The 26,595-nt window shown below is 62.3% G+C and carries 27 protein-coding genes and 1 pseudogene; 12 read left to right on the top strand and 16 right to left on the bottom strand.

The window, feature by feature from the left end; genetic code table 11:
• Positions 1–3: 3 nt before the first annotated feature.
• Positions 4–966, bottom strand: a complete 963-nt coding sequence (gene exbB, locus KW568_RS28355) for a tonB-system energizer ExbB (protein WP_014861181.1) — start codon at positions 964–966, stop codon at positions 4–6.
• Positions 967–1,155: 189 nt separating this feature from the next.
• Here exbB and KW568_RS28350 point away from each other — a divergent pair, with 189 nt between their 5' ends.
• Positions 1,156–2,013, top strand: coding sequence for an SDR family oxidoreductase (locus KW568_RS28350; RefSeq protein ID WP_004575212.1), 858 nt, complete (start codon positions 1,156–1,158; stop codon positions 2,011–2,013).
• Between the two features lie 152 nt (positions 2,014–2,165).
• Here KW568_RS28350 and KW568_RS28345 read toward each other — a convergent pair whose 3' ends face one another.
• The 5 genes from KW568_RS28345 to KW568_RS28325 form a co-directional block, all read right to left on the bottom strand.
• Positions 2,166–2,897, bottom strand: coding sequence for a hypothetical protein (locus tag KW568_RS28345; protein ID WP_004575213.1), 732 nt, complete (start codon positions 2,895–2,897; stop codon positions 2,166–2,168).
• Positions 2,898–2,953: 56 nt separating this feature from the next.
• A complete protein-coding gene (locus tag KW568_RS28340; RefSeq protein ID WP_003253379.1) occupies positions 2,954–3,334 on the bottom strand; it encodes a RidA family protein in 381 nt (126 codons plus the stop codon).
• Positions 3,335–3,357: 23 nt separating this feature from the next.
• Entirely contained in the window at positions 3,358–5,466 is a 2,109-nt protein-coding gene (spoT, locus tag KW568_RS28335) for a bifunctional GTP diphosphokinase/guanosine-3',5'-bis pyrophosphate 3'-pyrophosphohydrolase (RefSeq protein ID WP_004575214.1), read from the bottom strand.
• Between the two features lie 59 nt (positions 5,467–5,525).
• Positions 5,526–5,789: a DNA-directed RNA polymerase subunit omega gene (rpoZ, locus tag KW568_RS28330; protein WP_003253383.1), complete on the bottom strand. Its 264-nt coding sequence runs from the start codon at positions 5,787–5,789 to the stop codon at positions 5,526–5,528.
• 240 nt (positions 5,790–6,029) lie between these two features.
• A complete protein-coding gene (locus tag KW568_RS28325) occupies positions 6,030–6,902 on the bottom strand; it encodes a LysR family transcriptional regulator (RefSeq protein ID WP_003253385.1) in 873 nt (290 codons plus the stop codon).
• Between the two features lie 205 nt (positions 6,903–7,107).
• On the opposite strand from KW568_RS28325, the gene KW568_RS28320 reads away from it, so the two are divergent.
• From KW568_RS28320 to KW568_RS28310, 3 genes are all read left to right on the top strand, one after another.
• Entirely contained in the window at positions 7,108–8,490 is a 1,383-nt protein-coding gene (locus KW568_RS28320; RefSeq protein WP_003253387.1) for a glutamine synthetase family protein, read from the top strand.
• Between the two features lie 4 nt (positions 8,491–8,494).
• Positions 8,495–9,262 carry a gamma-glutamyl-gamma-aminobutyrate hydrolase family protein gene (locus KW568_RS28315; RefSeq protein WP_003253389.1) on the top strand — a complete coding sequence of 256 codons (768 nt, stop codon included), beginning with the start codon at positions 8,495–8,497 and terminating at the stop codon, positions 9,260–9,262.
• 119 nt (positions 9,263–9,381) lie between these two features.
• Complete coding sequence (locus KW568_RS28310) at positions 9,382–10,923, top strand: APC family permease (RefSeq protein WP_003253391.1); 1,542 nt, start codon at positions 9,382–9,384, stop codon at positions 10,921–10,923.
• A gap of 33 nt (positions 10,924–10,956) precedes the next feature.
• Here KW568_RS28310 and gmk read toward each other — a convergent pair whose 3' ends face one another.
• Together gmk and KW568_RS28300 are read right to left on the bottom strand one after the other, a co-directional pair.
• Complete coding sequence (gene gmk / locus KW568_RS28305; RefSeq protein WP_004575215.1) at positions 10,957–11,577, bottom strand: guanylate kinase; 621 nt, start codon at positions 11,575–11,577, stop codon at positions 10,957–10,959.
• A gap of 13 nt (positions 11,578–11,590) precedes the next feature.
• Positions 11,591–12,454, bottom strand: a complete 864-nt coding sequence (locus KW568_RS28300) for a YicC/YloC family endoribonuclease (protein ID WP_003253395.1) — start codon at positions 12,452–12,454, stop codon at positions 11,591–11,593.
• 227 nt (positions 12,455–12,681) lie between these two features.
• Here KW568_RS28300 and rph point away from each other — a divergent pair, with 227 nt between their 5' ends.
• Together rph and KW568_RS28290 are read left to right on the top strand one after the other, a co-directional pair.
• Positions 12,682–13,404, top strand: coding sequence for a ribonuclease PH (gene rph / locus KW568_RS28295; RefSeq protein WP_003253397.1), 723 nt, complete (start codon positions 12,682–12,684; stop codon positions 13,402–13,404).
• 23 nt (positions 13,405–13,427) lie between these two features.
• Positions 13,428–13,796, top strand: a complete 369-nt coding sequence (locus KW568_RS28290) for a DUF4870 domain-containing protein (protein ID WP_003253399.1) — start codon at positions 13,428–13,430, stop codon at positions 13,794–13,796.
• 33 nt (positions 13,797–13,829) lie between these two features.
• Here KW568_RS28290 and KW568_RS28285 read toward each other — a convergent pair whose 3' ends face one another.
• The gene (locus KW568_RS28285; RefSeq protein ID WP_003253401.1) at positions 13,830–14,609 is read right to left on the bottom strand and encodes an exodeoxyribonuclease III; all 780 of its coding nucleotides are present in this window, start codon (positions 14,607–14,609) and stop codon (positions 13,830–13,832) included.
• Positions 14,610–14,689: 80 nt separating this feature from the next.
• Between KW568_RS28285 and pyrE the strand changes: the two genes are divergently transcribed.
• Positions 14,690–15,331: an orotate phosphoribosyltransferase gene (pyrE, locus tag KW568_RS28280; protein ID WP_003253405.1), complete on the top strand. Its 642-nt coding sequence runs from the start codon at positions 14,690–14,692 to the stop codon at positions 15,329–15,331.
• 159 nt (positions 15,332–15,490) lie between these two features.
• On the opposite strand, the gene argB is transcribed toward pyrE, so the two are convergent.
• The 4 genes and pseudogenes from argB to coaBC all read right to left on the bottom strand — a co-directional run bounded on the left by argB (position 15,491) and on the right by coaBC (position 19,611).
• Positions 15,491–16,396, bottom strand: coding sequence for an acetylglutamate kinase (gene argB, locus KW568_RS28275; RefSeq protein WP_004575216.1), 906 nt, complete (start codon positions 16,394–16,396; stop codon positions 15,491–15,493).
• A 30-nt stretch (positions 16,397–16,426) separates the two neighbouring features.
• Positions 16,427–17,794 (bottom strand): annotated as a pseudogene (locus KW568_RS28270) (phosphomannomutase/phosphoglucomutase); the annotation flags it as partial.
• 144 nt (positions 17,795–17,938) lie between these two features.
• The gene (gene dut, locus KW568_RS28265; protein WP_003253408.1) at positions 17,939–18,394 is read right to left on the bottom strand and encodes a dUTP diphosphatase; all 456 of its coding nucleotides are present in this window, start codon (positions 18,392–18,394) and stop codon (positions 17,939–17,941) included.
• 5 nt (positions 18,395–18,399) lie between these two features.
• A complete protein-coding gene (gene coaBC, locus KW568_RS28260) occupies positions 18,400–19,611 on the bottom strand; it encodes a bifunctional phosphopantothenoylcysteine decarboxylase/phosphopantothenate--cysteine ligase CoaBC (protein WP_003253409.1) in 1,212 nt (403 codons plus the stop codon).
• Positions 19,612–19,736: 125 nt separating this feature from the next.
• Here coaBC and radC point away from each other — a divergent pair, with 125 nt between their 5' ends.
• Positions 19,737–20,417, top strand: coding sequence for a RadC family protein (radC, locus tag KW568_RS28255; protein ID WP_004575218.1), 681 nt, complete (start codon positions 19,737–19,739; stop codon positions 20,415–20,417).
• 134 nt (positions 20,418–20,551) lie between these two features.
• On the opposite strand, the gene KW568_RS28250 is transcribed toward radC, so the two are convergent.
• Entirely contained in the window at positions 20,552–22,141 is a 1,590-nt protein-coding gene (locus KW568_RS28250; protein ID WP_003253501.1) for an ABC transporter substrate-binding protein, read from the bottom strand.
• Between the two features lie 361 nt (positions 22,142–22,502).
• On the opposite strand from KW568_RS28250, the gene rpmB reads away from it, so the two are divergent.
• Entirely contained in the window at positions 22,503–22,739 is a 237-nt protein-coding gene (gene rpmB / locus KW568_RS28245) for a 50S ribosomal protein L28 (RefSeq protein WP_003253504.1), read from the top strand.
• Between the two features lie 11 nt (positions 22,740–22,750).
• On the top strand, positions 22,751–22,906 hold the full coding sequence (gene rpmG, locus KW568_RS28240) for a 50S ribosomal protein L33 (RefSeq protein WP_003253507.1): 156 nt from the start codon (positions 22,751–22,753) through the stop codon (positions 22,904–22,906).
• A 66-nt stretch (positions 22,907–22,972) separates the two neighbouring features.
• Here the strand turns inward: rpmG and KW568_RS28235 are convergent, their stop codons facing one another.
• Complete coding sequence (locus KW568_RS28235) at positions 22,973–23,176, bottom strand: hypothetical protein (RefSeq protein ID WP_004575219.1); 204 nt, start codon at positions 23,174–23,176, stop codon at positions 22,973–22,975.
• Between the two features lie 83 nt (positions 23,177–23,259).
• The gene (locus KW568_RS28230) at positions 23,260–23,619 is read right to left on the bottom strand and encodes a cupin domain-containing protein (protein ID WP_003253509.1); all 360 of its coding nucleotides are present in this window, start codon (positions 23,617–23,619) and stop codon (positions 23,260–23,262) included.
• Between the two features lie 196 nt (positions 23,620–23,815).
• Between KW568_RS28230 and KW568_RS28225 the strand changes: the two genes are divergently transcribed.
• Complete coding sequence (locus KW568_RS28225; protein WP_003253510.1) at positions 23,816–25,309, top strand: aldehyde dehydrogenase; 1,494 nt, start codon at positions 23,816–23,818, stop codon at positions 25,307–25,309.
• A 110-nt stretch (positions 25,310–25,419) separates the two neighbouring features.
• Positions 25,420–26,559, top strand: a complete 1,140-nt coding sequence (locus KW568_RS28220) for an MFS transporter (RefSeq protein WP_003253511.1) — start codon at positions 25,420–25,422, stop codon at positions 26,557–26,559.
• Positions 26,560–26,595: the final 36 nt, after the last annotated feature.

Below are 26,595 nucleotides of genomic sequence, written 5' to 3'. Positions count from 1 at the left end.
GGCTTACCCCACTTTCACCATGTGCGGGGCGGCGCGCTCGCTACCCTGGTGGTCCAGATCACGGCTGACCAGCAGCAGTACCTGGGCGGAGGCATCGGACACCTGTGCCTTGTAACCGGCAATGGAGCGGGCGAAGACGTTGTAGATGACCACGGCCGGGATTGCCGCGACCAGGCCCAGAGCCGTGGCCAGCAGCGCTTCGGCGATACCTGGGGCAACGACGGCCAGGTTGGTGGTCTGGGTCTTGGCGATGCCGATGAAGCTGTTCATGATGCCCCATACGGTACCGAACAGGCCGACGAACGGCGCGGTGGAGCCGATGGTTGCGAGGACGCCGGTGCCGCTGCTCATGGTACGGCCGCTGGCATGCACCAGGCGCTCCAGACGGAAGCTGACGCGCTCCTTGATGCCTTCTTTTTCGCGAGCGTTAGCCGAAAGACGCATCTCTTCGAGGGCATCGTGGACCAGGGTGTGGGCCAGGGTGCCTTCCTTGTTGGAGACTTCGCTGGCTTCCTTCAGGGTGGTGGACTTCTTCAACTGGGCGATTTCACCACGCAGGCGACGCTTGGCGCCCATCAGCTCGAAGCCTTTGGCAATCCAGATGGTCCAGGTGATGATGGAGGCGATGGCCAGGCCGATCATGACGATCTTCACCACGATGTCGGCGTTCTTGTACATGCCCCATGGGGACAGGTCATGGGCCATGCCCAGCGAGGTGTCTTCGACCAGGGCTTGAACGCTTGGGTCTGCATCTGCCGGGTTGGTGGCAGTGGCACCAGGCGCCGGCGCATCGACCGGGGCAGCAGCGGGTGCGGCCGGGGCAGTAGCAGCCGCAGGTGTGGCGGCGTTGGTGGTTGGCTCATCGGCCATGGCCACCGGGGCCAGCACCAGGCTGAGTGTCAGCGCGGCGATGGCGCGCCAGGCGCGCGACGGGGTTGGCGAAGCGGAAGGTTGAGTACGTGTCATGCTGGCCGGACCTGATGAAGAAAAAGTGAACGTTCTCCAAGGCCTCGATGTAGGCCGAGAACAATTTGGCGGCCATTATTGCAAGTAATTCTTGTTAACAAAAGTAATATTGTAGCTTTTTTCGCCTATGGTCTAGCCGCCCATCGTGTAGCGTGGCCAGGCTGATCAATTGGTCTAGGGAGTTTAGAGATGTCAGACCTTTCCGTGATGGTGGTGGGTTGTGGTGATGTGGGTGGGCGTCTGGCCAAGCAGATGTTGGCTAAAGGCTGGCAGGTGAGCGGCCTGCGCCGTTCTGTTGGTCAGCTGCCCGCAGGGGTTCAGCCGGTTGCCGCAGATTTGGCCGAACCGTCGATACCGCAGGCCTGGCCACGGGGCCCGCTGGACTACCTTGTGTACTGCGTGGCGGCCAGCCAGCACGATGAGGCGGGTTACCAAGCAGCCTATGTCGATGGTTTGCGCCATGTGTTGGCCTGGTTGGCCGAGCGTGGCCAGCGCCCGCGTCGCCTGCTGTTCATCTCAAGCAGCAGTGTGTATGCGCAGAAAGGCGGCGAGTGGATAGAGGAGGGCGCTGCCACCGAGCCTGAGGGCTATTCCGGGCGTGTGATGCTGGAGGCTGAACGGTTGGCATTGGCCAGCGGCATCCCGGCGAGCGTGGTCCGCCTGACCGGTATCTATGGCCCAGGGCGTGAGTGGTTGCTGAGCCAGGTGCGTCAGGGTTACCGCGTTGCCGAGGAGCCGCCGCTGTATGGCAACCGCATTCATGCCGAAGATGCCGCCAGCCTGCTGGCGTTTCTGCTGCAGGCCGATGCTGATGGCAAGGCTCTGGACGACTGCTACATTGGCGTTGATGACGACCCGGCGCCACTGGCCGATGTGGTGGCCTGGCTACGGGCGTACATGGGGGTTACCGAATGGTCCGATGAGCAGCGGGTGCGGCGTACTGGCAGCAAGCGCTGCAGCAATGCGCGGGCGCGGGCGCTGGGCTGGGCGCCTGAGTATCCGAGCTACAAGGAAGGCTACGCCGCGATCCTGGCAGGAAAAGCCTAGCTGGCAAGTGGCGCGATGCCTTGTTGGGAGCGGCCTTGTGTCGCGAAAGGGCCGCAAAGCGGCCCCTGAATTTCAGTGTGACGGCATAGCCTGCCGGGGCTGCTTCGCAGCCCTATCGCGACACAAGGCCCCCACAGGGGCCGCGCATCATCTCAGCTGCGCTCCAGCGCCCACTGACGCTTGCCCGCTGCCAGTTCTGGCATTTCATCCGGCTGTGCACGGTTCACTGCCTGGAAAATCTCCAGCTTGTCACCATCGCGCTTGATGATGAACGGTGCACCACGCTGGTTGCGCTCCAGCCACAGGCTGTCATTGTTGCCACCCATGGTCGCGCAATCACCTGCCAGGCACAGGGCGAAGCGGTCCGGCCCCGGTAGGCCGGTGACGTTGCCGGTATCGCTGAAGCGTACACTGGCACCTTTGCCTTGGCCGTCGACGATCTTCCAGTCACCACCCAGGTAGGCCTGGTAAAGCGCCTTCTCGAAGCTGCTGCCCAGTGGTGCATTGGCTGTCGCCGGTGCCTTGGCGCGCACGAAGGTTTGCTTGGCGCCGTTCTGGGCGACGGCCAGCAGCTCGTCGCCATCGAGCGAAAGCTGCTCGGTCTGGCCGCCTTGGAAACGGGCCTGCCATTGCTTTTCATTGGCGCTCAGCTGGCCGTCAGCGGCCTCGAAACCATTGCTATAGCTAGCTTGCTGATTGGCCACGTCGAGCTTCCACTCGAACACTGGGCCGTGCTCATTCAGCGCCTGGCGCAGGCTGCCGGCTTTGACCGCCGCAGTGATGGCTTCCTGGTTGATCCAGATGCCGTTGAAATCTTCGGGTTTGTGGCTGGTGCAGCCGCCCAGTAGCAGGGCTGCCAGCGCAAAGGGCAGTGCTTGACGCATGACGGGGTAACCTTGCAGAGGAAGGAGGGTGACGGGCAGGGCCCGTCACCAGGGCATCATTCGATGACCAGGATGGCGTCCATTTCGACCTGGGAGCCTTTCGGCAACGCGGCAACGCCGATGGCGGCGCGGGCCGGGTAGGGCTGTTCGAAGTAGCGGCCCATCACCTCGTTTACCTTGGCGAAGTGGCTCAGGTCTGTGAGGAAGATGTTCAGTTTCACGATGTCCTTGAACGAACCGCCAGCAGCTTCAGCCACGGCCTTGAGGTTCTCGAACACCTGCACGGTCTGGGCTTCGAAGCCTTCGACCAGTTCCATGGTCTTCGGGTCCAGAGGGATTTGGCCCGACATGTACACGGTGTTGCCGGCCTTGATCGCCTGCGAGTAGGTGCCGATGGCGGCAGGGGCCTTGTCGCTGTTGATGACGGTTTTGCTCATGATGACTCCTTGCGGTTGGCGGACTACGTACGCATGCGGGTGATGCGGACCACACCGGTCAGGGTACGCAGCTTCTTGATCACACGCGCCAGGTGCACGCGGTCGTGCACGCTGACCACCAGTTGGACCACGCTGATACGGCCGTCGCGTTCGTCCATGCTGATCTTTTCAATGTTGCCGTCGGCGGCGTTGACGCTGCTGGCCAGCAGGGCGATCAGCCCGCGCTGGTGTTCCAGTTCGACACGCAGTTCGACATTGAACTCGCCAGTGATGTCCTTGGCCCAGGAGAGTTGCACGCACTTTTCGGGGTTGTGGCGGATTTCACTGATGTTGCGGCAGTTTTCCAGGTGCACGACCATGCCTTTGCCGGCTGACAGGTGGCCGACAATCGGGTCACCCGGGATCGGTGTGCAGCACTTGGCGTAGCTCAGCACCAGGCCTTCGGTACCGCGGATCGCCAGCGGGCCTTCTGGCGCCGGCAACTGTTCGCCTTCGGCCGACAGCAGGCGGCGCGCGACCACGTAGGCCATGCGGTTGCCCAGGCCGATGTCTTCGAGCAGGTCTTCTAGCAGCTCCAGGCGGTACTCGGCGAGAATAGACTCGATGCGTTCCTGGGGGATTTTCTCCAGGCTGCTGTCGAAGCCAGTGAGCACCTTGTTCAGCAGGCGCTCGCCCAGGCTGATGGATTCGGAACGGCGCTGTTGCTTGAGCGCGTGGCGGATATTCGTGCGTGCCTTGCCTGAGACCACAAAGTTGAGCCAGGCCGGGTTTGGCCGAGCGCCCGGGGCGCTGACGATTTCCACTGTCGAGCCGCTTTGCAGCGGTTCGGACAGCGGCGCCAGGCGGCGGTTGATGCGGCACGCGATGCAACTGTTGCCAACGTCGGTGTGCACCGCGTAGGCGAAGTCGACGGCCGTGGAGCCTTTGGGCAACTCCATGATTCGGCCTTTGGGCGTGAACACGTAGACCTCGTCCGGGAACAGGTCGATCTTCACGCTCTCGATGAATTCCAGGGAGTTGCCGGCACGTTGCTGCAGTTCGAGGATACCCTTGACCCACTGGCGGGCACGCGCGTGGCTGCCCTTGGGCTGCTCGTCGTCGTTTGACTTGTACAGCCAGTGCGCGGCGATGCCGTTGTTGGCCATTTCTTCCATTTCGCGGGTGCGGATCTGGATTTCGATGGGCACGCCGTGCATGCCGAACAGGGTCGTGTGCAACGACTGGTAGCCATTGGCCTTGGGGATCGCGATGTAATCCTTGAAGCGTCCGGGCAGCGGCTTGTACAGGTTGTGCACGGCGCCGAGCACGCGGTAGCAGGTGTCAACCTTGTCGACAATGATGCGGAAGGCATACACGTCCATGATCTCGTTGAAGGCACGGCGCTTGCCGCGCATCTTCTTGTAGATGCCATAGAGGTGTTTCTGCCGACCGCTGACCTCGCCCTCGATGCCGTCGGCGGACAGGCAGTTGGCCAGCGAGTGCTCGATCTTGGCGACGATTTCTTTGCGGTTGCCGCGTGCGCTCTTCACTGCTCGATGAATCAGCGACGAGCGCATCGGGTGCATGGCCTTGAAGCCAAGGTCTTCGAACTCCACGCGCACGGTGTGCATCCCCAGGCGGTTGGCGATGGGGGCGTAGATCTCGAGGGTTTCCTTGGCGATGCGCCGACGTTTTTCGCCAGACAGCACTTCCAGGGTGCGCATGTTGTGCAGGCGGTCGGCCAGCTTGACCAGGATCACGCGGATATCGCGGGCCATGGCCATGGCCATCTTCTGGAAGTTTTCCGCCTGCGCCTCGGCCTTGGTCTCGAAATTCATCTGGGTCAGCTTGCTGACCCCATCGACCAGTTCGGCCACGGTCTCGCCAAACTGCTGGCTGAGGGCTTCCTTGGCGATGCCGGTGTCTTCGATCACATCGTGCAGCATGGCCGCCATCAGGCTCTGATGGTCCATGTGCATGTCGGCGAGGATGCTGGCCACGGCCAGCGGGTGGGTCACGTAGGGCTCGCCACTGCGGCGGCGTTGCCCATCGTGAGCCTGTTCGGCGTAGAAATAGGCACGCCGAACCAGGTTGACCTGTTCGGGGCCAAGATAGGTCGACAGCCGTTCGGCCAAGGCTTCTATACCCGGCATGGGTTCACCTCCTGCCGAGGAAGAGGGCCTTGCGCCGTACGACGTCGACCTGGCATCAATCAGACAGCCTCGTTGTTCTCGTCCTCGAACGCGGCGAACACCGGATCCTCGGTGACGATCTCTTCAGCGGCGATGAACTCGTTGGTGACGATGCCTTCGGCAATTTCACGCAGGGCAACAACGGTTGGCTTGTCGTTTTCCCACGCAACGCGTGGCTCTTTGCCGCCGGTCGCCAGCTGGCGAGCGCGCTTGGTCGAGAGCATGACCAGCTCAAAGCGGTTATCCACGTGTTCCAGGCAGTCTTCAACAGTTACGCGGGCCATGGTCTTCCTCAGTAGCAATTGCGGTGGGCGTGCAGCCCATTAATGGGCAGGCGGACTCGATAGTATAAAAATTCACCAGCCAATAGGGAAGCGCTGTTTTGCCGGGCGGTACCTGCAAACCCTGCGATGCCTTCTTCGCGGGTGAACCCGCTCCTACAGGGACCGCGTAGCTTGTAGCGGCGGGTTTACCCGCGAAAGAGCCGGAACAGACACCCTCAGTGCATGAGCCTGACGATAACCTCAGAGCATCGCGTCACGCAACCGCGGGGTCAGCTCTTCGAACAAGGTCTGCACCGAGCGCAACGCCCGGCAATCCGGCCGGGTCAGCAACCACAGCTGAGTGTCGCAGCCGGGCAGGGGACCGCTGAGAGCATCCACCCCAGGCAGCGCATGCACCATGTAGTCCGGGAGTGCTGCCACGCCCAGGCCGGCCATTACCAACTGGGCGATGGTCGACATGCTGCTGCACTGGTAGCGCGGGCTCAGGCCCGGGTGTTGTTGGTTGCGCCAGACCACCGTAGGGTGGTCCTGCATCGAGTCGTCTGGTGCGATCCACGGCACGCTGGCGGGGGACTCGCTCAGGCGCTCGCGCCACTGTGGCTGGCCGCAGACTACATAGGAGGTCGAACCCAGGTTGCGGCCAACCAGGTGCTCCGGAGGTGTGTTGGTCAGGCGCAGAGCGATGTCGGCGTCGCGCCGGCTGAGGTTGGCGAAGGTATTGGAGGTGCCCATCTCCAGCGACAAAGCCGGGTAGTTGGACATGAACTCGGCCAGCGCCGGCAGCAACAGGCTGTGCATCACCGCCTCTGTGCAGGTCAGGCGCACCGTGCCGCTGACCACCTGCTCGCCACTGGTCATGGCAATGCGCGCCGCTTCCAGCGCCTGCTCGGCACGTTCGGCCTGCTCGGCCAAGGCCTGTGCGGTGTCAGTCGGCAGATAGCCCTTTCGGCTCTTGACGAACAAAGCAGTGCCCAGCGCTGACTCCAATCGGCGGATCGAGCGGAATACGGTCGAAACGTCGACTTTGAGCAGTTCGGCGGCTTTGGCCAGCGAGCGGCCACGTTCCAGTGCCAGGACCAGAGAGAGGTCTGCGTGGGTTATCTGATATTGCATTGATGCACGCTCTGCTTGCCAAATTGCCAATGTCTGTTGCGTCTGGGCCATTTTATAGTGAAACGGCCCCCCGGAATCAATGCGCCCGGTCGGGTAACCAGTCCCCACGATGGGAAAGTGAAAAGAACAACAGCTGCAACCATCGTCGCCCGTGAGGCGCCAGCCGTATCCCCACATCGCCGCAGCACATCAAAGGATGTACACCATGACGTCGGTAACCCCGTGCGCCAGTTCTTCCAGCGAGATGAATGACTTCCTCCAGGCCCATCCGGACACGCAGTACGTAGACCTGCTGATCTCCGACATGAATGGCGTGGTACGTGGCAAGCGCATCGAGCGGGCCAGCCTGCACAAGGTGTACGAGAAGGGCATCAACCTGCCCGCATCGCTGTTCGCCCTTGATATCAACGGTTCCACTGTCGAAAGCACCGGCCTTGGGCTGGACATCGGCGACGCCGACCGTATCTGCTTCCCGATCCCCGGCACGTTGTCGGACGAGCCGTGGCAGAAGCGCCCCACCGCCCAGCTGCTGATGACCATGCACGAGCTGGATGGCCAGCCGTTCTTCGCCGACCCGCGTGAAGTGCTGCGCCAGGTGGTGAGCAAGTTCGACGACCTGGGCCTGGATATTTGCGCCGCGTTCGAGCTGGAGTTCTACCTGATCGACCAGGACAACCTCAACGGCCGCCCGCAGCCGCCGCGCTCGCCGATCTCCGGCAAGCGCCCGCAGTCGACCCAGGTGTACCTGATCGACGACCTCGACGAGTACGCCGACTGCTTGCAGGACATGCTCGAAGCAGCCAAGGAACAGGGCCTGCCTGCCGACGCCATCGTCAAGGAAAGCGCCCCAGCGCAGTTCGAGGTCAACTTGCACCACGTGGCGGATCCGCTGAAGGCCTGCGACTATGCGATCCTGCTCAAGCGCCTGATCAAGAACGTCGCCTACGACCATGAAATGGACACCACCTTCATGGCCAAGCCCTACCCGGGCCAGGCAGGCAACGGCCTGCATGTGCACATTTCATTGCTGGACAAGAAAACCGGCAAGAACATCTTCGCCAGTGACGATCCGCTGCAAAGCGATACGCTGCGCCACGCCATTGGTGGCGTGCTGGAAACCATGCCGGCGTCGATGGCCTTCCTGTGCCCCAACATCAACTCCTACCGCCGCTTCGGTGCGCAGTTCTACGTGCCCAATGCGCCGAGCTGGGGCCTGGACAACCGCACCGTGGCCGTACGCGTGCCCACCGACAGCAGCGACAATGTGCGCCTTGAGCACCGTGTAGCCGGCGCCGATGCCAACCCGTACCTGATGCTCGCGGCGATCCTTGCCGGCGTTCACCATGGCCTGACCAACAAGGTCGAGCCCGAGGCACCGATCGAAGGCAACTCCTACGAGCAGCTGGAGCAAAGCCTGCCGAACAACCTGCGCGATGCCCTGCGCGCGCTGGATGACAGCGAAGTCCTCAACCAATACATCAGCCCGGACTACATCGATATCTTCGTGGCCTGCAAGGAAAGCGAACTGGCCGAGTTCGAAGTGTCGATTTCCGACCTCGAGTACAACTGGTACCTGCACACGGTGTAAGCCCATGAGCGCAAATGCGGTCCCTTTGATCGGTGTCAGCGCCTGCCGTCAGCAGGTAGGGAAGAACTCCTCGCATACGGTCGGCGACAAGTATGTCGAGGCGGCCGGCTTTGCCGGCTTGCCACTGATCTTGCCGGCCCGTGATGGCGGCAGCGACACGCAAGCGCTGCTGGCCCGCCTGCACGGCATTGTTTTTACCGGCTCGCCTTCAAATATCGAGCCGCATCATTACAATGGCGCCCCCAGTGTGGCGGGTACCCGGCATGATCTGGCGCGTGATCGCCTGACCCTGCCGCTGCTGCAGGCAGCCATTGCCGTCGGTGTGCCCGTATTCTGTATCTGCCGAGGCTATCAGGAGCTGAACGTGGCCCTTGGCGGCAGCCTGCACCAGCGTGTGCAGGAACTGCCTGGCTACCTTGACCACCGCGAACCTGAGGACGCCCCCCTGGAGGTGCAATACGGCCCTCGCCACTCGGTCAGCATCGAGCCTGGCGGGTTGTTCGAGCGCCTGGGGCTGGTGGCGCAGTTCGAGGTCAATTCGCTGCACAGCCAGGGCATCGACCGTCTGGCCCCGGGCCTGCGCGTCGAGGCACGGGCCCCGGATGGCCTGATCGAGGCGGTGTCCATGCCTGCGGCGCCGGGCTTTGTGCTCGGGGTGCAGTGGCACCCGGAGTGGCGCTTCAACGAAAACCCGGTTTCGCTGCGTCTGTTTGAGGCGTTTCGCGAGGCCTGCAATGCCTACGCAGCACGGGAGGGCTCACGGCAGGAATGATTCTGGCGTCAGCCGAAGGTCTCGGATGACTCGTCCCCGATAGCAAGCTTTCAATGAGTGAAAGCGAGCCTTGTACCCAAGGCTTGTTAAAACAATTCCAAAATTTACGGCAAATACTCATGAGCAATTACACAGAAGCCGGCCGCCCACCCGATGTGGCGGCCGACGCGGGCAACACTCAGCGCAGCAAAGGCCTGGCCAAGGGCCGCTTGGGCCTGCTGGCCAGCGTGGTGCTGGGCATTTCCACCATCGCCCCGGTCTATACCCTGACCGGGGCCCTTGGCCCGACCGTACGTGAGGTGGGCGCCCACCTGCCGGCCGTGTTCATCGTGGGCTTCCTGCCGATGCTGCTGGTTGCCCTGGGCTATCGCGAGCTGAACTCGGCGGAGCCGGACAGCGGTACTTCGTTTACCTGGTCGGCGCGTGCATTCGGCCCGATGATCGGCTGGATCGGCGGCTGGGGACTGGTGGTTGCCACCACGATCGTGCTGTCGAACCTGGCAGGTGTGGCGGTGGACTTCTTCTACCTGTTCCTTGGCCAGATCACCGGCAAGCATGAGCTGGCAGCGTTGGCCGACAACCTGTTGATCAACATCGTTACCTGTTGCGTGTTCATTGGTTTGGCAGTGTGGATCTGCTGTCGGGGTATCGCCACCACAATGACTGTGCAGTACGGCTTGGTGGCCCTGCAGTTGCTGGTGTTGATCGGCTTTGCTTTCGCCGCTTTCGGCGGCACCACCGCGCCGCCACCGCTGGCGTTCGATTTCGCCTGGTTCAACCCGTTCGGTGTCGAGTCGTTCTCGGCCTTTGCCGCTGGCCTGTCACTGTCGATCTTCATCTTCTGGGGCTGGGACACTTGCCTGACCGTCAGTGAAGAATCGGTGGGCAGCGAAGAGGTGCCGGGCAAGGCCGCTACCTGGACCGTGATGTTGATTCTCGGCCTGTACCTGTTCACTGCCATCGCCACCCTGCAGTTTGCCGGTATCAGTGAAACGGGTCTGGGCCTGAACAACCCGCGCATCCAGGAGAACGTCTTTGCCCACCTGGCCGGCCCGGTCATGGGGCCGCTGGCGATCCTGATGTCCATCGCTGTGCTGGCCAGTACGGCGGCGTCGCTGCAGTCCACCTTCGTGGCGCCGGCGCGCACCCTGTTGGCCATGGGTTATTACGGCGCTGTACCGCAGAAGTTCGCCAGCGTCTGCCCGCGCTCGCAAACGCCGCGCTATGCCACCATCTGCGCCGGCCTGGCCGCAGGCCTGTTCTACGTAACCATGCGTACGCTGAGCGAGAACGTGCTGGCAGATACCATCACGGCATTGGGCATGATGATCTGCTTCTACTATTCGCTGACCGCGTTTGCCTGCGTCTGGTATTTCCGCGGCAGCCTGTTCGACAGCCTGCGCCATTTCATCATGCGCGGCCTGTGCCCGCTGGTGGGTGGGGTGATCTTGTCGGTGATCTTCGTGCGTACCGCCATCGACAGTGCGTCGCCGGACTTCGGCAGCGGCTCGCATGTGGGCGGTCTGGGGCTGGTGTTCGTGATTGCCGCGATCATCTCGGTGCTTGGTATCGGCCTGATGATGCTGTCGCGCATGCGTGCGCCGGCGTACTTCCTCGGGGCTACCCTGCGTCAGCAGGCTACCTTGCCACTGCAGGAATAAACCAATGGGGCCGCTCTGCGGCCCCATCGATCTTTAGCCGATCATTTGCTTCAGCAGCGCCGCATGACGCTGCTGCTGCTTCTTCAACAGCAGCCGATTCGAGCGGAACACCGCTTTCAAGTCTGCCAGCGCCGCGTCGAAATCATCATTGATGATCACGTAGTCATACTCGTCGTAGTGCACCATCTCGCTGACCGCTTCCTTCATGCGCCCGGCAATGATCTCTTCGCTGTCCTGCCCGCGTCCGTCCAGGCGGTGGCGAAGCGCCTCCTGGCTTGGAGGCAGGATGAACACCGACAGCGCCTCTGGCATCAGCTTGCGCACTTGCTGGGCACCTTGCCAGTCGATTTCCAGGATCAGGTCGTAGCCTTGGTCCAAGGTGTGCTGCAGCGCGCTGCGCGAAGTACCGTAGAAGTTGCCGAACACTTCGGCATGCTCCAGAAAGTCTCCTTGCGCGATCAGCGTCTTGAACTCCTCGTGGACGACGAAGTGATAGTTCACCCCGTGCTGCTCGCCCGGGCGCATGGCGCGGGTAGTGTGCGAGACCGAGACGCGAATCTGCTGGTCGTCTTTGGTCAGGGCGGTGACCAGGCTGGTCTTGCCGGCGCCCGAGGGGGCCGAAACGATGTAGAGGGTGCCGCTGCTGTGGTTCATGGTAGGGGTGGCCTTACTCGATGTTCTGTACTTGTTCACGCATCTGTTCGATCAGTACCTTCAGGTTGACCGCCGCTTGCGTGCTGCGTGGGTCGAAGGCCTTGGAGCCAAGGGTGTTGGCCTCGCGGTTGAGCTCCTGCATCAGGAAGTCCAGGCGCCGGCCAGCGGCGCCGCCACCCTTGAGCACGCGGCGCACTTCGGTGACGTGGGTGCTGAGGCGGTCGAGCTCCTCTGCCACGTCGCTTTTCTGGGCCAGCAGTACCATCTCTTGCTCCAGGCGCTGTGGGTCCAGCTCGGCTTGCATGTCGCCGAAGCGGTCGAGAATCTTCTGCCGCTGCGCCGCCAGCATCTGCGGCACCAGGGCGCGCAGGGTCGTGACTTCGCTGGCCATGTTGTCCAGGCGTTCGTTGATCAGCCGCGCCAGTTCCTGGCCTTCGCGCTGGCGCCCGGCCTTGAGTTCGGCCAACGCTTCGTCGAACAGCGCCATGGCTTCGGCGTTCAGTGCCTGTGGGTCGCTGGTGTCGGCCACCAGCACGCCTGGCCATGACAGCACTTCCAGCGGGTTCAGGGGGGCAGGCTGCTTGATCAGGCCCGCCACTTCTTCGGCGGCGGCAACCAGTTGCTTGGCGCGCTCATGGTCCACTTTCAGCGGTTTGCCATTACTGTCTTCGTTGAGGCGCAAGGTGCATTCCACCTTGCCGCGTGACAGGCCCTGGCGCAGGCCTTCACGTACACCGCCTTCGAGGTCGCGCAGGGCCTCGGGCAGGCGCAGGTGCGGCTCCAGGTAACGGTGGTTGACCGAACGCAGCTCCCAGACCAGGGTGCCTTGGCTGCCGGCGCGCTCGACACGAGCAAAAGCGGTCATGCTGTGCACCATGGGGAGTACCTCGCGTAATGAATGAACGGTGGGAGCCTCTCGGCTGCAAGGCGCAGGATTGTAGCGCAGTGTCGCCGTGGCGCCCAATCCGCCTATGTTACCGACGGGTGGCTACTGCGGTAGGAAAAGGCGACGGGCTGTGCCGGGCGCGACAATAGGCATGTCTTCCCCGGGCTGCGGGCTCTATAATGCTCGGCAGATTCAAAGTCCCAGTACAGGTATCCCAGATGAAACGTCCAAGTGGTCGCGTTGCCGATCAGCTCCGCTCGATCCGCATCACCCGCAACTACACCAAGCACGCCGAAGGGTCGGTACTGGTCGAGTTCGGTGACACCAAAGTCATCTGCACGGTCAGCGTTGAAAACGGTGTACCGCGCTTCCTCAAAGGCCAGGGCCAAGGCTGGCTGACCGCCGAGTATGGCATGCTGCCGCGCTCCACCGGCGAACGTAACCAGCGTGAAGCCAGCCGTGGCAAGCAGGGTGGCCGCACCCTGGAAATCCAGCGCCTGATCGGCCGTTCGCTGCGCGCCGCGCTGGACATGAGCAAGCTCGGTGACATCACCCTGTACGTCGATTGCGACGTGATCCAGGCCGATGGCGGTACCCGTACCGCGTCCATCACCGGCGCCATGGTTGCCTTGTGCGACGCTTTGGCAGTCATCAAGAAGCGCGGCGGCCTCAAGGGCGGCAACCCGCTCAAGCACATGATCGCAGCGGTATCTGTCGGCATGTACCAAGGCGAAGCGGTGCTCGACCTGGACTACCTGGAAGACTCCGCAGCCGAAACCGACCTGAATGTGGTCATGACCAGCGCTGGTGGTTTCATCGAAGTGCAGGGTACTGCCGAAGGCGCACCGTTCCAGCCGGAAGATTTCAACGCCATGCTCGCTCTGGCGCAGAAGGGCATGAACGAGATTTTCGAGCTGCAGCAGGCAGCACTGGCTGACTGAAGCCAGCCACGGAGGTGCGGGGCATGAGCGATTCGAACCTGTCGATCACCCCGCCCAATGCCGAAATCCGGCAATGGGCGATGTTCTGCCACCTCTCCGCGCTGTTGGGCCTGGTAGTGCCGCTCGGGCACCTGCTGGGCCCGCTGGTGCTATGGCACCTCAAGCGCGAGCAAGACCCTTTTATCGACGCCCAGGGCAAAGAGGCGCTGAACTTTCAAATCAGCGTGACCATTGCCGGGTTCATCTGCTTTCTGCTGATGTTCGTGTTTATCGGGCTGGTGCTGTTTGCCATGCTCACGGTGGCAGTGATGATATTGATCATCATTGCGGCGGTGCGGGCGAATGAGGGCAAGCCTTATCGCTACCCGATGATCTGGCGGCCGATCAAATAGCCACTGGGGCTGCAACGCAGCCCCAATGGCCTTTTAGATGGTCAGCGTCCAGTCATAGTCGACGATCAGCGGCGCATGCTGGGAGAAGCGTGGCTGACGCGGCAGGCGAGCGTTGCGTACGAAGCGGCGCAGGCCCGGGGTGAGAATCTGGTAGTCGAACCGGTAGCCCAGGTTGAGCATCTCGGCCTGCTCGTTGTCTGGCCACCAGCTGTACTGGTCGCCTTCACGGCTGACTTCGCGCAAGGCATCGACATACCCCATCTCGCCAGTGATTGCATCCATCCAGGCGCGTTCTGGCGCCAGGAAGCCTGGCGACTGCTGGCTGTCACGCCAGTTTTTGATGTCGAGCTTCTGCTGCGCCACGTAGAACGAGCCGCAATAGATGTATTCGCGACGCTTGCGACGCTGCTTGTCCAGGTACTTGGCGAAGTCGTCCATCAACTTGAACTTCTGGTTCAAGTCTTCGTCGCCGTTCATGCCCGAAGGCAGCAGCAGGCTGGCAATACTGACTTTGTCGAAATCTGCTTGCAGGTAACGCCCGTAGCGGTCGGCTGTCTCGAAGCCCAGGCCGGTGATGACTGCCTTGGGCTGCATGCGCGAGTAAAGGGCCACACCACCTTGGGCTGGCACCTCCGCGTCGCAGGCATAAAGGAAATAGCCATCGAGCTGGAAAGCTGGGTCGTCGAGTTCAAAGGCCGAGGCGCGGGTATCCTGAAGGCAGATGACGTCGGCATTCTGGGCTTGCAGCCAGCTGAGCAAACCACGCTCGGCCGCAGCCTGAATGCCATTTACGTTCACACTGATGATCCGCATAAATGGCCCCATAAATCTCGTGCGTGTATGATACCCGAGCTCAACCCATTTAGCTAAATCCGTGGTGTCCGGGACTATTCATGCAGCCGTATCAGCGCGACTTTATCCGTTTTGCCATCGATCGCGGGGTACTGCGTTTCGGTGAATTCACCCTGAAATCGGGGCGTACCAGCCCGTATTTCTTCAATGCCGGCCTGTTCAACACCGGTTCCGCCCTGGCTGAACTGGGCCGTTGCTACGCCGCCGCCATCGTCGACAGCAAAATCCCCTTCGATGTGCTGTTCGGCCCGGCCTACAAGGGTATCCCTTTGGCGGCGACTACCGCCGTGGCCCTTGCCGACCAGCATCAGCTCGACGTGCCATGGTGCTTCAACCGCAAGGAAGCCAAGGACCACGGCGAAGGTGGCAGCCTGGTCGGCGCGCCGCTGGCCGGTGACGTGCTGATCATCGACGACGTGATTACTGCCGGTACCGCCATTCGTGAGGTCATGCAGATCATCAACGCCCAGCAGGCCAAGGCCGCTGGTGTACTGATCGCGCTGAACCGGGAAGAGCGCGGCAATGGCGAACTGTCGGCGATCCAGGAAGTGGAACGCGACTTCGGTATCCCGGTGGTCAGCATTGTTTCGCTGACCCAGGTGCTGGAGTTTCTGGCTGACGATCCACAGTTGAAGCAGCACCTGCCGGCTGTGGAGGCCTATCGGGCGCAGTACGGGATCTGATCCTGGCCTAGGAATGAAAAAGGCGACCTTCTTCAGAGGGTCGCCTTTTTTTGTGCCGCCTGATCTGGCCCTTTCGCGGGTAAACCCGCTCCTACATGGGGATTTCCTTTGTGGGAGCGGGTTTACCCGCGAAGAGGCCAGTGCAGGCTAACCGATCAATCAGCGCGGCTTGCGGTTGGTAATCAGGGTGCCCACGCCGCTGTCGGTGAAAATCTCCAGCAGCACTGCATTCGGCACGCGGCCATCAATGATGTGCGAGCTGTTCACGCCGCCCTGCACCGCATCCAGCGCGCACTTGATCTTCGGCAGCATGCCGCCATAAATGGTGCCGTCAGCGATCAGTTCGTTGACCTGCTCGGTGGTCAGGCCTGTCAACACCTGGCCCTGCTTGTCCATCAGGCCGGCGATGTTGGTCAGCAGCATCAGCTTCTCGGCCTTCAGCGCCTCGGCAACCTTGCCCGCCACCAGGTCGGCGTTGATGTTGTACGACTCACCGTTGGCACCCACGCCGATTGGCGCGATGACCGGGATGAAGTCGCCCTTCACCAGCATGTTCAGCAGGTCGGTGTTCACGCTCACCACTTCACCGACGTGGCCGATGTCGATGATTTCCGGAGTGGTCATCTCTGGCGTCTGGCGGCTGACGGTCAGCTTGCGGGCGCGGATCAGCTCCGCGTCCTTGCCGGTCAGGCCGATGGCGCTGCCGCCGTGGCGGTTGATCAGGTTGACGATGTCCTTGTTGACCTGGCCACCCAGCACCATCTCCACCACGTCCATGGTCGCCGAGTCGGTGACGCGCATGCCGTCGATGAAGTGGCTCTCGATCGACAAGCGCTTGAGCAGGTCGCCGATCTGCGGGCCACCGCCGTGGACCACCACCGGGTTGATGCCCACAGCCTTCATCAGCACGATGTCACGGGCGAAGCCCGTCTTGAGCTCCTCGCTCTCCATCGCGTTGCCGCCGTACTTGATCACCAGGGTCTTGCCGACAAAGCGGCGGATGTAAGGCAGTGCTTCGGACAAAACCTCGGCTACATGGGAAGCGGCATCGCGATCGAGGGTCATGCAGGGCTCCTGTAAGGAACAGATAGTCGGTCAGAACGGCAGTTGCAGCTCAGGCTCTACCCGCAGCAACTGGGTGCGGAAAACATCCTTGATACGTTGCAATTCGGCGTCGCTGTCGGCCTCGAAACGCAGCACCAGCACCGGGGTGGTGTTGGAGGCGCGAACCAGGCCCCAGCCATTGGCGTAGTCGACCCGCACACCGTCAATGGTGGTCAGGTGGGCTTCGCCCCAGTCGGCGTCGCGTTGCAGTGCATCAATGATGCTGAATTTACCCTCGTCGGTCACATCAATATTGATTTCCGGCGTGGAAATATCATTCGGGAAGGCGGCAAACAGGTCTTCGGCGCTCTGCTGGGTCTTGCTGAGGATCTCCAACAGGCGCGCGGCGCTGTAGATACCGTCGTCAAAACCGTACCAACGTTCCTTGATGAAGATGTGACCGCTCATCTCGCCTGCCAGCAGCGAACCGGTCTGCTTCATCTTCTTCTTGATCAGCGAATGGCCGGTTTTCCACATCAAGGCGCTGCCACCGTGCTGTTCGATCAGCGGGGTCAGGCGGCGGGTGCATTTGACGTCGAAGATGATCTCGGCACCTGGGTTGCGCGACAGCACGTCCTGGGCAAACAGCATCAGCAGGCGGTCGGGGTAGACGATACTGCCGGTGTTGGTCACCACGCCGACGCGGTCGCCGTCACCGTCGAAGGCCAGGCCGATATCGCCACCGGTTTCCTTGACCTTGGCGATCAGGTCTTCGAGGTTCTCCGGCTTGCCCGGGTCCGGGTGGTGGTTGGGGAAGTTGCCGTCGACCTCGCAGAACAGCGGGATCACTTCGCAGCCCAGGGCTTCGATCAATTGCGGTGCAACCACGCCAGCGGCGCCGTTGCCGCAGTCCACCACCACCTTGAGCTTTTTCGCCAGCTTTACGTCGCCGACGATCTGCTGGAAGTAGCGGTCGAGGATCTCGACCTTTTCCACGCGGCCTTGGGCCAGGGTCAGGTCGTTGGTTTTCAGGCGGGTCAGCAGGGCCTGGATCTGTTCGTTGGCCAAGGTGTCACCGGCGATGACGATCTTGAAACCGTTGTAGTCCGAAGGGTTGTGGCTGCCAGTCAGCATCACACCGGACTTGCCGGCTAGCACGTTGGCTGCGTAGTACAGCGCCGGGGTAGGCACCAGGCCGACGTCGCTGACGTGGCAGCCCGCATCGACCAGGCCCTTGATCAGCTGTTCCACCAGCATCGGGCCCGACAGGCGGCCATCGCGCCCTACCGAAACCTGCGGTTCGCCCTGGGCCAGGCTTTGCGCGCCGATGGCGCGGCCGATCCAGTAGGCGGTTTCGGCGTGAAGGGTCTTGCCGACCACGCCGCGTATGTCATATGCGCGGAAAATGCTGTCGGGCAATGCGGCGGGGACCAGGTGGGCCATGTCGTTCATCTCTGGAAGCTCCATTAGTCAAAGGCTTTCTGGGCAGGCGCAAACTGAACGCTTGGACGGTGGTTTCGCCAGAGAGTTCGCCATCCTTGGCCTGAACGGTCATTTGCCGGCTCAGTGGCTGCCGGAGTGGCCGAAGCCGCCAGCGCCACGCTGGCTTTCGTCGAACGCTTCGACGATGTCGAAGTGAGCCTGCACCACCGGTACCAGCACCAGCTGGGCGATACGCTCGCCAACCGCGATGGTGAACGGCGTGTTGCCGCGGTTCCAGCACGACACCATCAGCTCGCCCTGGTAGTCCGAATCGATCAGGCCGACCAGGTTGCCCAGCACGATGCCATGCTTATGGCCCAGGCCCGAGCGCGGCAGGATGACTGCCGCCAGGCCCGGGTCGCCGATGTAGATCGACAGACCGGTAGGAATCAGAATGGTCTGGCCCGGCTCGAGGAGGGTGTCTTCCTTGAGCAGGGCGCGCAGGTCGAGGCCGGCGGAGCCGGGGGTGGCGTACGCGGGTAGCGGGAATTCGCTGCCCAGGCGTGGGTCGAGGATCTTGGCTTGAAGAGCGTGCATGTAACTTATTGAACCTGGTTAAGCCGTTCGGCGATGAAGGCGACCAGTTGCCGGGCAATCTTGCCCTTGCTGGTCTGCGCGAAGAGGGTCTGGTGCTGCTGGCGGTCGATCACGGTCAAGGCATTTTCTTCGCTGTTGAAGCCGATGCTGGGGTTGGCCACATCATTGGCGACGATCAGGTCGAGGTTCTTGTCCTTGAGCTTGCGCGTGGCGTAATCGAGCAGGTGCTCGGTTTCGGCGGCAAAGCCGACGCTGAACGGGCGGTCGGCGCGGCCAGCAATGGTGGCAAGGATATCGGGATTACGCACCATCTGCAGCAGCATGCCGTCGCCGGTCGTAGGATCTTTCTTCAGTTTTTGTGTGGCAACCACTTCGGGGCGGTAGTCCGCAACCGCTGCCGAGGCAATGAACAGGTCGCACGGCATGGCCGCTTCACAGGCCGCGAGCATGTCTCGCGCGCTGACGACGTCGATGCGGCTGACCCGGTCAGGGGTTGGCAAGTGCACAGGGCCCGTGACGAGGGTCACCCGAGCCCCTGCTTCGGCGGCCGCTTCGGCCAGGGCGAAGCCCATCTTGCCGGAGCTATGATTGGTGATGTAGCGCACCGGGTCGATGTTTTCCTGGGTCGGCCCGGCGGTGATCAGCACGTGCTTGCCGGTCAGTGCCTGGCGCTTGAAGCTTTCCGCGGCGCACCAGGCCAGGTCGGTGGCTTCTAGCATGCGCCCCAGGCCGACGTCGCCACAGGCCTGGCTGCCGGATGCCGGGCCGAACACCTGAATGCCACGGCTCTTGAGCAGCTCGAGGTTGGCCTGGGTGGCCGGGTCGCGCCACATGGCCTGGTTCATCGCCGGCGCCACGGCGACGGTGGCGTCAGTGGCCAGCACCAGCGTGGTCAGCAGGTCGTCTGCCATGCCCTGGGCCATGCGTGCCATGAGGTCGGCGGTAGCTGGGGCGATCAGCACCAGGTCCGCCCACTTGGCCAGTTCGATATGGCCCATGGCAGCTTCGGCGGCCGGGTCGAGCAGGTCCATGTGTACGGGGTGGCCCGACAGCGCCTGCAGGGTCAGCGGGGTGATGAATTCGGCACCACCCCGGGTCATGACGACGCGCACCTGCGCGCCGTGCTCCAGGAGACGGCGAATCAGCTCGGCGCTTTTGTAGGCGGCAATGCCGCCACCCACGCCGAGAACGATGCGCTTGCGATACAGCCGCTGCATAGGCTTGCCTTTTTCCAGTGAGAGCGGGCGACGACGTTTGAAATGCCTGCGGCGGAACGTCGCATGTACGAGGCGAAATAGATTAACACAGGGCCGAAATGGGCCGCAGCAAAGGCAGGGGTGGAATGAACATCAGGGAGTGGCCGGCGCAAGAACGGCCTAGGGAGAAGTTGTTGCAGCGAGGGGCAGGGAGCCTGACAGATACGGAGCTGCTGGCCGTTTTTCTCGGCTCAGGCGTACGTGGGCGTAATGTCGTGGAGCTTTCGCGAGGCTTGTTGGTGAAGTTCGGCAGCTTGCGCCGGTTGCTGGAGGCCGACCGCGAGGCCTTCGTCGGCGAGCTTGGGTTGGGCCCGGTGAGGTACAGCCAGCTGCAGGCACTGCTTGAGATCGGCCGCAGGCACCTTGCAACGTCGATTGAGCGCGAGTCTGCCATGGACAGCCCGGCAGCGGTGCGACGCTACCTGAAAGCCATGCTCAGGCATGAGGCCAGCGAGGTGTTCGGGTGTCTGTTTCTCGATACCAAGCACCGGCCACTGGCATTTGAGATCCTGTTCAGGGGCACGATAGATCGGGCGAGTGTCTATCCGCGAGAGGTGGTGCGGCGGGCGTTGGTGCACAACGCTGCGGCATTGATCCTGTGCCACAACCATCCGTCAGGGATCAGTGAACCGAGTCAGGACGATGTGCATTTGACCCTGTCGTTGAAGCGGGGGCTGGCGTTGATTGATGTGCGGGTGCTGGATCACATCATCATTGGTGATGGGGAGCCGTTGTCGATGGTCGAGCATGGGTGGATTGTGGCCTGAGGGACTACTGAGAGCCTTATAGGGTCAGTACGGGCCCTTTCGCGGGTAAACCCGCTCCTACAGGGGTAGCGTCAACTACCAGGCTGGCGCTGTCCTGTAGGAGCGGGTTCACCCGCGAAGAGGCCGTTACAGGCTTACTTGGTCACCGACACCTTGCTGAAATCCAGCCGTCCGAACGGGCTCACCTGGTACCCCTCGACGCCTTGGCGCAGCAAGGTCGCCGCCGTCGGGTGCGCCAGTGGCACCCACAGCGCCTGCTGCTGGATCAGTGTCTGCGCCTGTTGGTACAGCCGGCTGCGCACGCTCTGGTCGTTGGTGGTGCGCCCGGCGCTGATCAGCTGGTCGAGGCGGCTGTCGCAGAAGCGTGCGAAGTTGGTCCCTGACTCGACCGCCGCACAGGAAAACTGCGGGCTGAGGAAGTTGTCCGGGTCGCCGTTGTCGCCCGCCCAGCCCATGAACAGCAAGTCATGCTCGCCGGCCTTGGCGCGGCGTATCAGTTCGCCCCACTCGATCACGCGGATCTCCGCTTTCACGCCAATCTTCGCCAGGTCGGCTTGCAGCATCTGCGCGCCAAGGCTGGGGTTGGGGTTGAGCAGGCTACCCGAGGGCCGGGTCCAGATGGTGGTACTGAAGCCTTCGGCCAGCCCGGTCTTGGCCAGCAGGGCTTTGGCTTTCTTCAGGTCCAGCGGGTAGCCGGGCAGGTCCTTGGCGTAGCTCCAGGTGTTAGGCGGGTAGGGGCCGTTGGCAGCCACCGCAGAGTCTTCGAACACGGCCTTGAGGTAGGCCTGCCTGTCGAAGGCCAGGTTGATCGCCTGGCGCACTTCCGGCTTGTCCAGCGGCGGGTGCTGGCTGTTGATGGCGACGAAGGCAGTCATGAATGCCGGGGTGGTGGCCACCTTGAGGTTACCGTCCTTGCCCGCTTCGGCAATGTCCAACGGCTTGGGCGACAGGGCAACCTGGCACTCGCCACGCTTGAGCTTCTGCAGGCGCACGTTGGCATCGGTGGTGATGGCGAAGATCAGCGGGTCGACCGCCGGCTTGCCGGCGAAGTAGTCCGGGTTGGCGCGGTAGCGCACCACGGCGTCTTTCTGGAAACGCTGGAACACGAACGGCCCGGTGCCGATCGGTTGGTTGTTGAGCTTTTCCGGTGTGCCGGCCTTGAGCAGCTTGTCGGCGTATTCGGCGGAGTAGATCGAGGCGAAGCCCATGCTCAGGGTGGCCAGGAAGGTGGCGTCCGGGTGGCTGAGGGTGAAGCGCACGGTGTTCGGCGACGGTGCCTCGATCGCCTTGATCAGGCTGCCCAGCTGCAGCGATTGGGCATGCGGGTAGCCGCCCGGCGCAGTCTTGTGCCAGGCATGGGCCGGGTAGAGCATGCGCTGGAAGCTGAACAGCACGTCGTCGGCATTCAGCTTGCGGCTTGGCTTGAAGTAGGGGGTGCTGTGAAACTTGACGTCATCGCGCAGGGTGAAGTCATACACCAGGCCGTCGGCCGATACCGTCCAGTTGGTCGCCAGGCTCGGCACCACCTTGCCTTGCGCCGCATCGAACTCCACCAGGCGGTTCATCAGCACGTCGGCGGTGGCGTTGGTGGTAGTGAGCGAATTGTACTGCACCACGTCGAAACCTTCGGGGCTGGCCTCGCTGCAAACGCTCAGCGGAGCGGCCTGGGCAACGCCGGCGGCGAACAGGGAGGTGAACAATAAGGAAAGTGCGGCGGCACGCATGGTGGCTCCTTGGCTGTCAGTGGCCCATCTGCCAGTGCAGTCTGTAAAAGGCCTACCCTAGTGCGCCCGCCGGCAAATGACCACACCCTTTTTTGCAAATCTTGCGACGAGCGGTCGACGACTGGCGGGGCCTGCCGCTATGCTGGCCCGGCGCGTTCTGGCTAGCGGTAATGTGCATCTACTGTTGTTGCAGCCAAGTCTTTCTGGTATAAAGCAGCGCTCTTTTCTAGGGGCTCGGCCTGTCGCATCAGCGGATCCGGTCGATAAGGCCTCCAGAATCACGGCGCCCAGGCGCCAAAGACTGAGAGATTAAGCGGCCAACCCATGCCGGGTTGGGCATGTGGTTTTAGAGGGCTGAGTCATGTCGAGAGTCTGTCAAGTTACTGGTAAGGGTCCAGTAACCGGGAACAACATTTCCCACGCAAACAACAAAACCCGTCGTCGTTTCCTGCCGAACCTGCAGCACCACCGTTTCTGGGTTGAATCCGAGAAGCGTTTCGTGCGTCTGCGCGTTTCCGCCAAAGGCATGCGTATCATCGACAAGCGCGGCATCGACGCCGTTCTGGTTGACATCCGTAAAGCTGGCGCCAAGGTTTAAGGGAGAGCATCATGCGTGAATTGATCCGTCTGGTTTCGAGTGCCGGTACCGGCCACTTCTACACCACCGACAAGAACAAGCGCACCACCCCGGACAAAATCGAGATCAAGAAATATGATCCGGTTGTTCGCAAGCACGTGGTGTACAAGGAAGCCAAGATCAAGTAATTGATCGGCGACCTGAAAAAAACCCGCATCCGAAAGGACGCGGGTTTTTTTTGGGCTGCAGCAGGGTCAGTTGAAGGCGAAACTCTGGATCATCAGGTCGGCGTCGGCCTTGATCTGGATGCGCGCTGCGTCGTAGTCGCGGGTGGACATCTCGTTGGGGCCAACCACGCGAGTGCGCCCGGTGAGGGCGCAAATGGTGCCTTTCAGCTCCGGCACGTAGCGGGTGCCGACCAGGTGAGCGAGGGTTTGCAGAACTTCTTCGTTGGTCATGCTGATTTTCCTTGTGAGGCTGAATGGCCCGAAACGGGCAGGGTCATCCTCACGCATGCCTGCAAAATCCCTGCGCTACATAATTATTTCTGCTCGAACATCACATAGATCTTGCGGCACGGCTCCAGCACCTCCCAAGTGCCTTTGAAGCCGGCGGGGATGACAAACCGATCGCCGGCACGCAGGGTTTTAGCCCCGCCGTCCTGGTCGCGCAGCACCGAAACGCCCTGGACGATCTCGCAGTATTCGTGCTCCGTGTAGTTCACTGTCCACTGGCCCACCTCACCTTCCCATACGCCAGCGGCAAACTGCCCACACGGGCTGGAATAATGGTTGTAGACCGCCTGGTCCGGTTCGCCCTTGAGAATTTTCTCTGCAGCCGGGCGGTAGCGTTCGGCTTCGGTGAGGACCTGCGCGAAGTCGATGATGCTATCGATACTCATGGTTCGGCTCCTGTTGTTGTTTAATAAAATGAACATCAGTAGGCTTTTGAGCCTCTCGTGTCAAATATATTGATAGTTTACACCGGCTGGTTTAGGGTATCGCTTGCCAGTGTGCGCTTGGCGCCCGGCCAGAATTCTGACAACGCCTGTGAGTCCTCAGTGCGGCGTTGCACCTAAACAAGAGGAGGAGTTTCGTATGACCACCCTGACCCGTGCGGACTGGGAACAACGTGCCCAGCAACTGAAGATCGAAGGCCGTGCCTTCATCAACGGCGAATACACCGATGCCGCATCCGGTGAAACCTTCGAGTGCCTGAGCCCGGTCGACGGACGCTTCCTGGCCAAGGTTGCCAGCTGCGACCTGGCCGATGCCAACCGCGCTGTTGAAAACGCCCGTGCCACCTTCAACTCCGGCGTGTGGTCGCAGCTGGCCCCGGCCAAGCGCAAGGCCAAGCTGATCCGTTTCGCCGACCTGCTGCGCAAGAACGTCGAAGAGCTGGCGCTGCTGGAAACGCTGGACATGGGCAAGCCGATTGGCGACTCCTCCAGTATCGACATCCCAGGTGCGGCCCAAGCCATCCACTGGACTGCCGAAGCCATCGACAAGGTCTACGACGAAGTTGCCCCGACCCCGCATGATCAGCTTGGCCTGGTTACCCGCGAGCCGGTAGGTGTGGTCGGTGCCATCGTACCTTGGAACTTCCCGCTGCTGATGGCCTGCTGGAAGCTCGGCCCGGCGTTGGCCACCGGTAACTCGGTCGTGCTCAAGCCATCCGAAAAATCGCCGCTGACTGCCATCCGCATCGCCCAACTGGCGATCGAAGCCGGTATCCCGGCTGGCGTGCTGAACGTGCTGCCAGGCTATGGCCACACCGTGGGCAAGGCACTGGCCCTGCACATGGACGTCGATACCCTGGTGTTCACCGGTTCGACCAAGATCGCCAAGCAGCTGATGGTTTACGCGGGCGAGTCGAACATGAAGCGCATCTGGCTGGAAGCCGGTGGCAAGAGCCCGAACATCGTCTTTGCCGACGCCCCGGACCTGCAAGCTGCCGCCGAAGCCGCCGCCAGCGCCATCGCCTTCAACCAGGGCGAAGTGTGCACTGCAGGTTCCCGACTGCTGGTCGAGCGTTCGATCAAGGACAAGTTCCTGCCGATGGTGGTAGAAGCCCTGAAAGGCTGGAAGCCAGGCAACCCGCTGGACCCGCAGACCACTGTCGGTGCCTTGGTCGATACCCAGCAGATGAACACCGTACTGTCGTACATCGAGGCTGGCCACAAGGACGGCGCCAAGCTGCTGGCCGGCGGCAAGCGCACCCTGGAAGAGACCGGCGGCACCTACGTCGAGCCGACCATCTTCGACGGCGTGACTAACGCCATGCGCATTGCCCAGGAAGAAATCTTCGGCCCGGTGCTGTCGGTGATTGCCTTCGACACCGCCGAAGAAGCCGTGGCCATTGCCAACGACACCCCGTATGGCCTGGCCGCTGGTATCTGGACTTCGGACATTTCCAAAGCCCACAAGACCGCCCGTGCCGTGCGTGCGGGCAGCGTCTGGGTCAACCAGTACGATGGTGGCGACATGACCGCGCCGTTCGGTGGCTTCAAACAGTCGGGCAACGGCCGTGACAAGTCGCTGCACGCACTGGAGAAGTACACCGAGCTGAAGGCGACCTGGATCAAGCTGTAACCCGGTAGGTCCTTTTCGCGGGCAAGCCCGCTCCTGCAGGTCTTCGCGACCGATGCAGGAGCGGGCTTGCCCGCAAATGGGCCCCTGGAAATATTGGCTGGGAGGCTGCAATGCGTTGGGGTACCTACTTCGCCGTACTGGCATCGGTGCTCAGTGTCGGGCTGGCGCTCGGCGTGAGCATGCCGCTGGTGTCCCTGCGCCTGGAGGCCTGGGGCTACGGCAGCTTCGCCATCGGCGTGATGGCGGCAATGCCGGCGTTGGGCGTACTGGCCGGCGCCAGCCTGGCCAGCCGCCTGGCAGGGTGGGTTGGCGTACCGTCGGCGATGCGCCTGTGCCTGTGGGGCGGGGCGCTGTCGATTGGCCTGCTCGCGTTGCTGCCTAGTTACCCGTTATGGCTGCTGCTGCGGCTGATGATCGGCATGTCCCTGACCGTGGTGTTCATCCTCGGCGAAAGCTGGATCAACCAACTGGTGGTCGAACAGTGGCGTGGCCGGTTGGTGGCGCTGTATGGCAGCAGCTACGCCTTGAGCCAGTTGGCCGGGCCGTTGGTGCTGGGTTTCCTTGGCTCTGATGACGACTTTGGCTTCTGGGCGGCGACCGGCCTGCTGCTGGCCGCGCCGCTGGTTCTGCTGGGGCGTGGTGGGGCGCCGAGCACGGAAGCCTGCAGTGTCACCTTTGGCGACCTGTTCGCTTTCTGCCGACGCTTGCCGGTAATTGCCTGGGCCATTGCCCTGTTCGCCTCGTTCGAGGCGATGATCCTCACGTTGCTGCCGGTGTATTGCCTGCAGCAGGGCTTCAGTACCGAAATCGCCTTGTTCATGGTGAGTACCGTGGTGGTGGGTGATGCGGTGCTGCAGTTGCCCATCGGCGCGCTGGCCGACCATATGTCGCGACGTACCTTGTTTACTGGCTGTGCGGTGACCCTGCTGGTGTCCAGCCTGGCGATCCCGCTGCTGTTGCACACACCGGTTATCTGGCCATTGTGGGTGTTGTTCGGCGCCAGTGCCGGCGGCCTGTTCACCTTGTCGCTGGTGCTGATCGGTGAGCGCTACCGCGATGATGAGTTGGTACGGGCCAATGCCCACGTGGCTCAGCTGTGGGGTATTGGCTGTTTGCTCGGGCCGTTGTTGGCGGGGGCGGGGAGCCAGTGGATCAGCGGGCATGCGTTGCTGTTCCTGATGGCGGCCGGGGCTGCGGGGTTGGTGGTATTGACCCGGCGGCGCGGAGCCTTTGAGCCGGTTTCTGCCTGATGATTGTTGGGGGCCGCAAGGCCCCCGGAATCGCAG

The sequence above is a fragment of the Pseudomonas sp. HD6515 genome, assembly GCF_024971855.1.
GTDB classification, from domain to species: Bacteria; Pseudomonadota; Gammaproteobacteria; order Pseudomonadales; family Pseudomonadaceae; genus Aquipseudomonas; species Aquipseudomonas alloputida.
This window is presented reverse-complemented; position numbering and strand designations above follow the sequence as displayed.

What these genes read in the sequence shown, in the direction of transcription:
- exbB (WP_014861181.1), bottom strand. Translation starts at nt 966, where the DNA reads ATGACACGTACTCAACCTTCCGCTTCGCCAACCCCGTCGCGCGCCTGG.
- KW568_RS28235 (WP_004575219.1), bottom strand. Translation starts at nt 23,176, where the DNA reads ATGACCAACGAAGAAGTTCTGCAAACCCTCGCTCACCTGGTCGGCACC.
- coaBC (WP_003253409.1), bottom strand. Translation starts at nt 19,611, where the DNA reads ATGCAGCGGCTGTATCGCAAGCGCATCGTTCTCGGCGTGGGTGGCGGC.
- spoT (WP_004575214.1), bottom strand. Translation starts at nt 5,466, where the DNA reads ATGCCGGGTATAGAAGCCTTGGCCGAACGGCTGTCGACCTATCTTGGC.
- radC (WP_004575218.1), top strand. Translation starts at nt 19,737, where the DNA reads ATGAACATCAGGGAGTGGCCGGCGCAAGAACGGCCTAGGGAGAAGTTG.
- KW568_RS28310 (WP_003253391.1), top strand. Translation starts at nt 9,382, where the DNA reads ATGAGCAATTACACAGAAGCCGGCCGCCCACCCGATGTGGCGGCCGAC.
- KW568_RS28325 (WP_003253385.1), bottom strand. Translation starts at nt 6,902, where the DNA reads ATGCAATATCAGATAACCCACGCAGACCTCTCTCTGGTCCTGGCACTG.
- KW568_RS28350 (WP_004575212.1), top strand. Translation starts at nt 1,156, where the DNA reads ATGTCAGACCTTTCCGTGATGGTGGTGGGTTGTGGTGATGTGGGTGGG.
- KW568_RS28225 (WP_003253510.1), top strand. Translation starts at nt 23,816, where the DNA reads ATGACCACCCTGACCCGTGCGGACTGGGAACAACGTGCCCAGCAACTG.
- KW568_RS28220 (WP_003253511.1), top strand. Translation starts at nt 25,420, where the DNA reads ATGCGTTGGGGTACCTACTTCGCCGTACTGGCATCGGTGCTCAGTGTC.
- gmk (WP_004575215.1), bottom strand. Translation starts at nt 11,577, where the DNA reads ATGAACCACAGCAGCGGCACCCTCTACATCGTTTCGGCCCCCTCGGGC.
- KW568_RS28345 (WP_004575213.1), bottom strand. Translation starts at nt 2,897, where the DNA reads ATGCGTCAAGCACTGCCCTTTGCGCTGGCAGCCCTGCTACTGGGCGGC.
- KW568_RS28315 (WP_003253389.1), top strand. Translation starts at nt 8,495, where the DNA reads ATGAGCGCAAATGCGGTCCCTTTGATCGGTGTCAGCGCCTGCCGTCAG.
- rpmB (WP_003253504.1), top strand. Translation starts at nt 22,503, where the DNA reads ATGTCGAGAGTCTGTCAAGTTACTGGTAAGGGTCCAGTAACCGGGAAC.
- KW568_RS28300 (WP_003253395.1), bottom strand. Translation starts at nt 12,454, where the DNA reads ATGGTGCACAGCATGACCGCTTTTGCTCGTGTCGAGCGCGCCGGCAGC.
- KW568_RS28285 (WP_003253401.1), bottom strand. Translation starts at nt 14,609, where the DNA reads ATGCGGATCATCAGTGTGAACGTAAATGGCATTCAGGCTGCGGCCGAG.
- argB (WP_004575216.1), bottom strand. Translation starts at nt 16,396, where the DNA reads ATGACCCTCGATCGCGATGCCGCTTCCCATGTAGCCGAGGTTTTGTCC.
- rpmG (WP_003253507.1), top strand. Translation starts at nt 22,751, where the DNA reads ATGCGTGAATTGATCCGTCTGGTTTCGAGTGCCGGTACCGGCCACTTC.
- KW568_RS28290 (WP_003253399.1), top strand. Translation starts at nt 13,428, where the DNA reads ATGAGCGATTCGAACCTGTCGATCACCCCGCCCAATGCCGAAATCCGG.
- KW568_RS28320 (WP_003253387.1), top strand. Translation starts at nt 7,108, where the DNA reads ATGACGTCGGTAACCCCGTGCGCCAGTTCTTCCAGCGAGATGAATGAC.
- KW568_RS28250 (WP_003253501.1), bottom strand. Translation starts at nt 22,141, where the DNA reads ATGCGTGCCGCCGCACTTTCCTTATTGTTCACCTCCCTGTTCGCCGCC.
- rpoZ (WP_003253383.1), bottom strand. Translation starts at nt 5,789, where the DNA reads ATGGCCCGCGTAACTGTTGAAGACTGCCTGGAACACGTGGATAACCGC.
- KW568_RS28230 (WP_003253509.1), bottom strand. Translation starts at nt 23,619, where the DNA reads ATGAGTATCGATAGCATCATCGACTTCGCGCAGGTCCTCACCGAAGCC.
- pyrE (WP_003253405.1), top strand. Translation starts at nt 14,690, where the DNA reads ATGCAGCCGTATCAGCGCGACTTTATCCGTTTTGCCATCGATCGCGGG.
- dut (WP_003253408.1), bottom strand. Translation starts at nt 18,394, where the DNA reads ATGCACGCTCTTCAAGCCAAGATCCTCGACCCACGCCTGGGCAGCGAA.
- rph (WP_003253397.1), top strand. Translation starts at nt 12,682, where the DNA reads ATGAAACGTCCAAGTGGTCGCGTTGCCGATCAGCTCCGCTCGATCCGC.
- KW568_RS28340 (WP_003253379.1), bottom strand. Translation starts at nt 3,334, where the DNA reads ATGAGCAAAACCGTCATCAACAGCGACAAGGCCCCTGCCGCCATCGGC.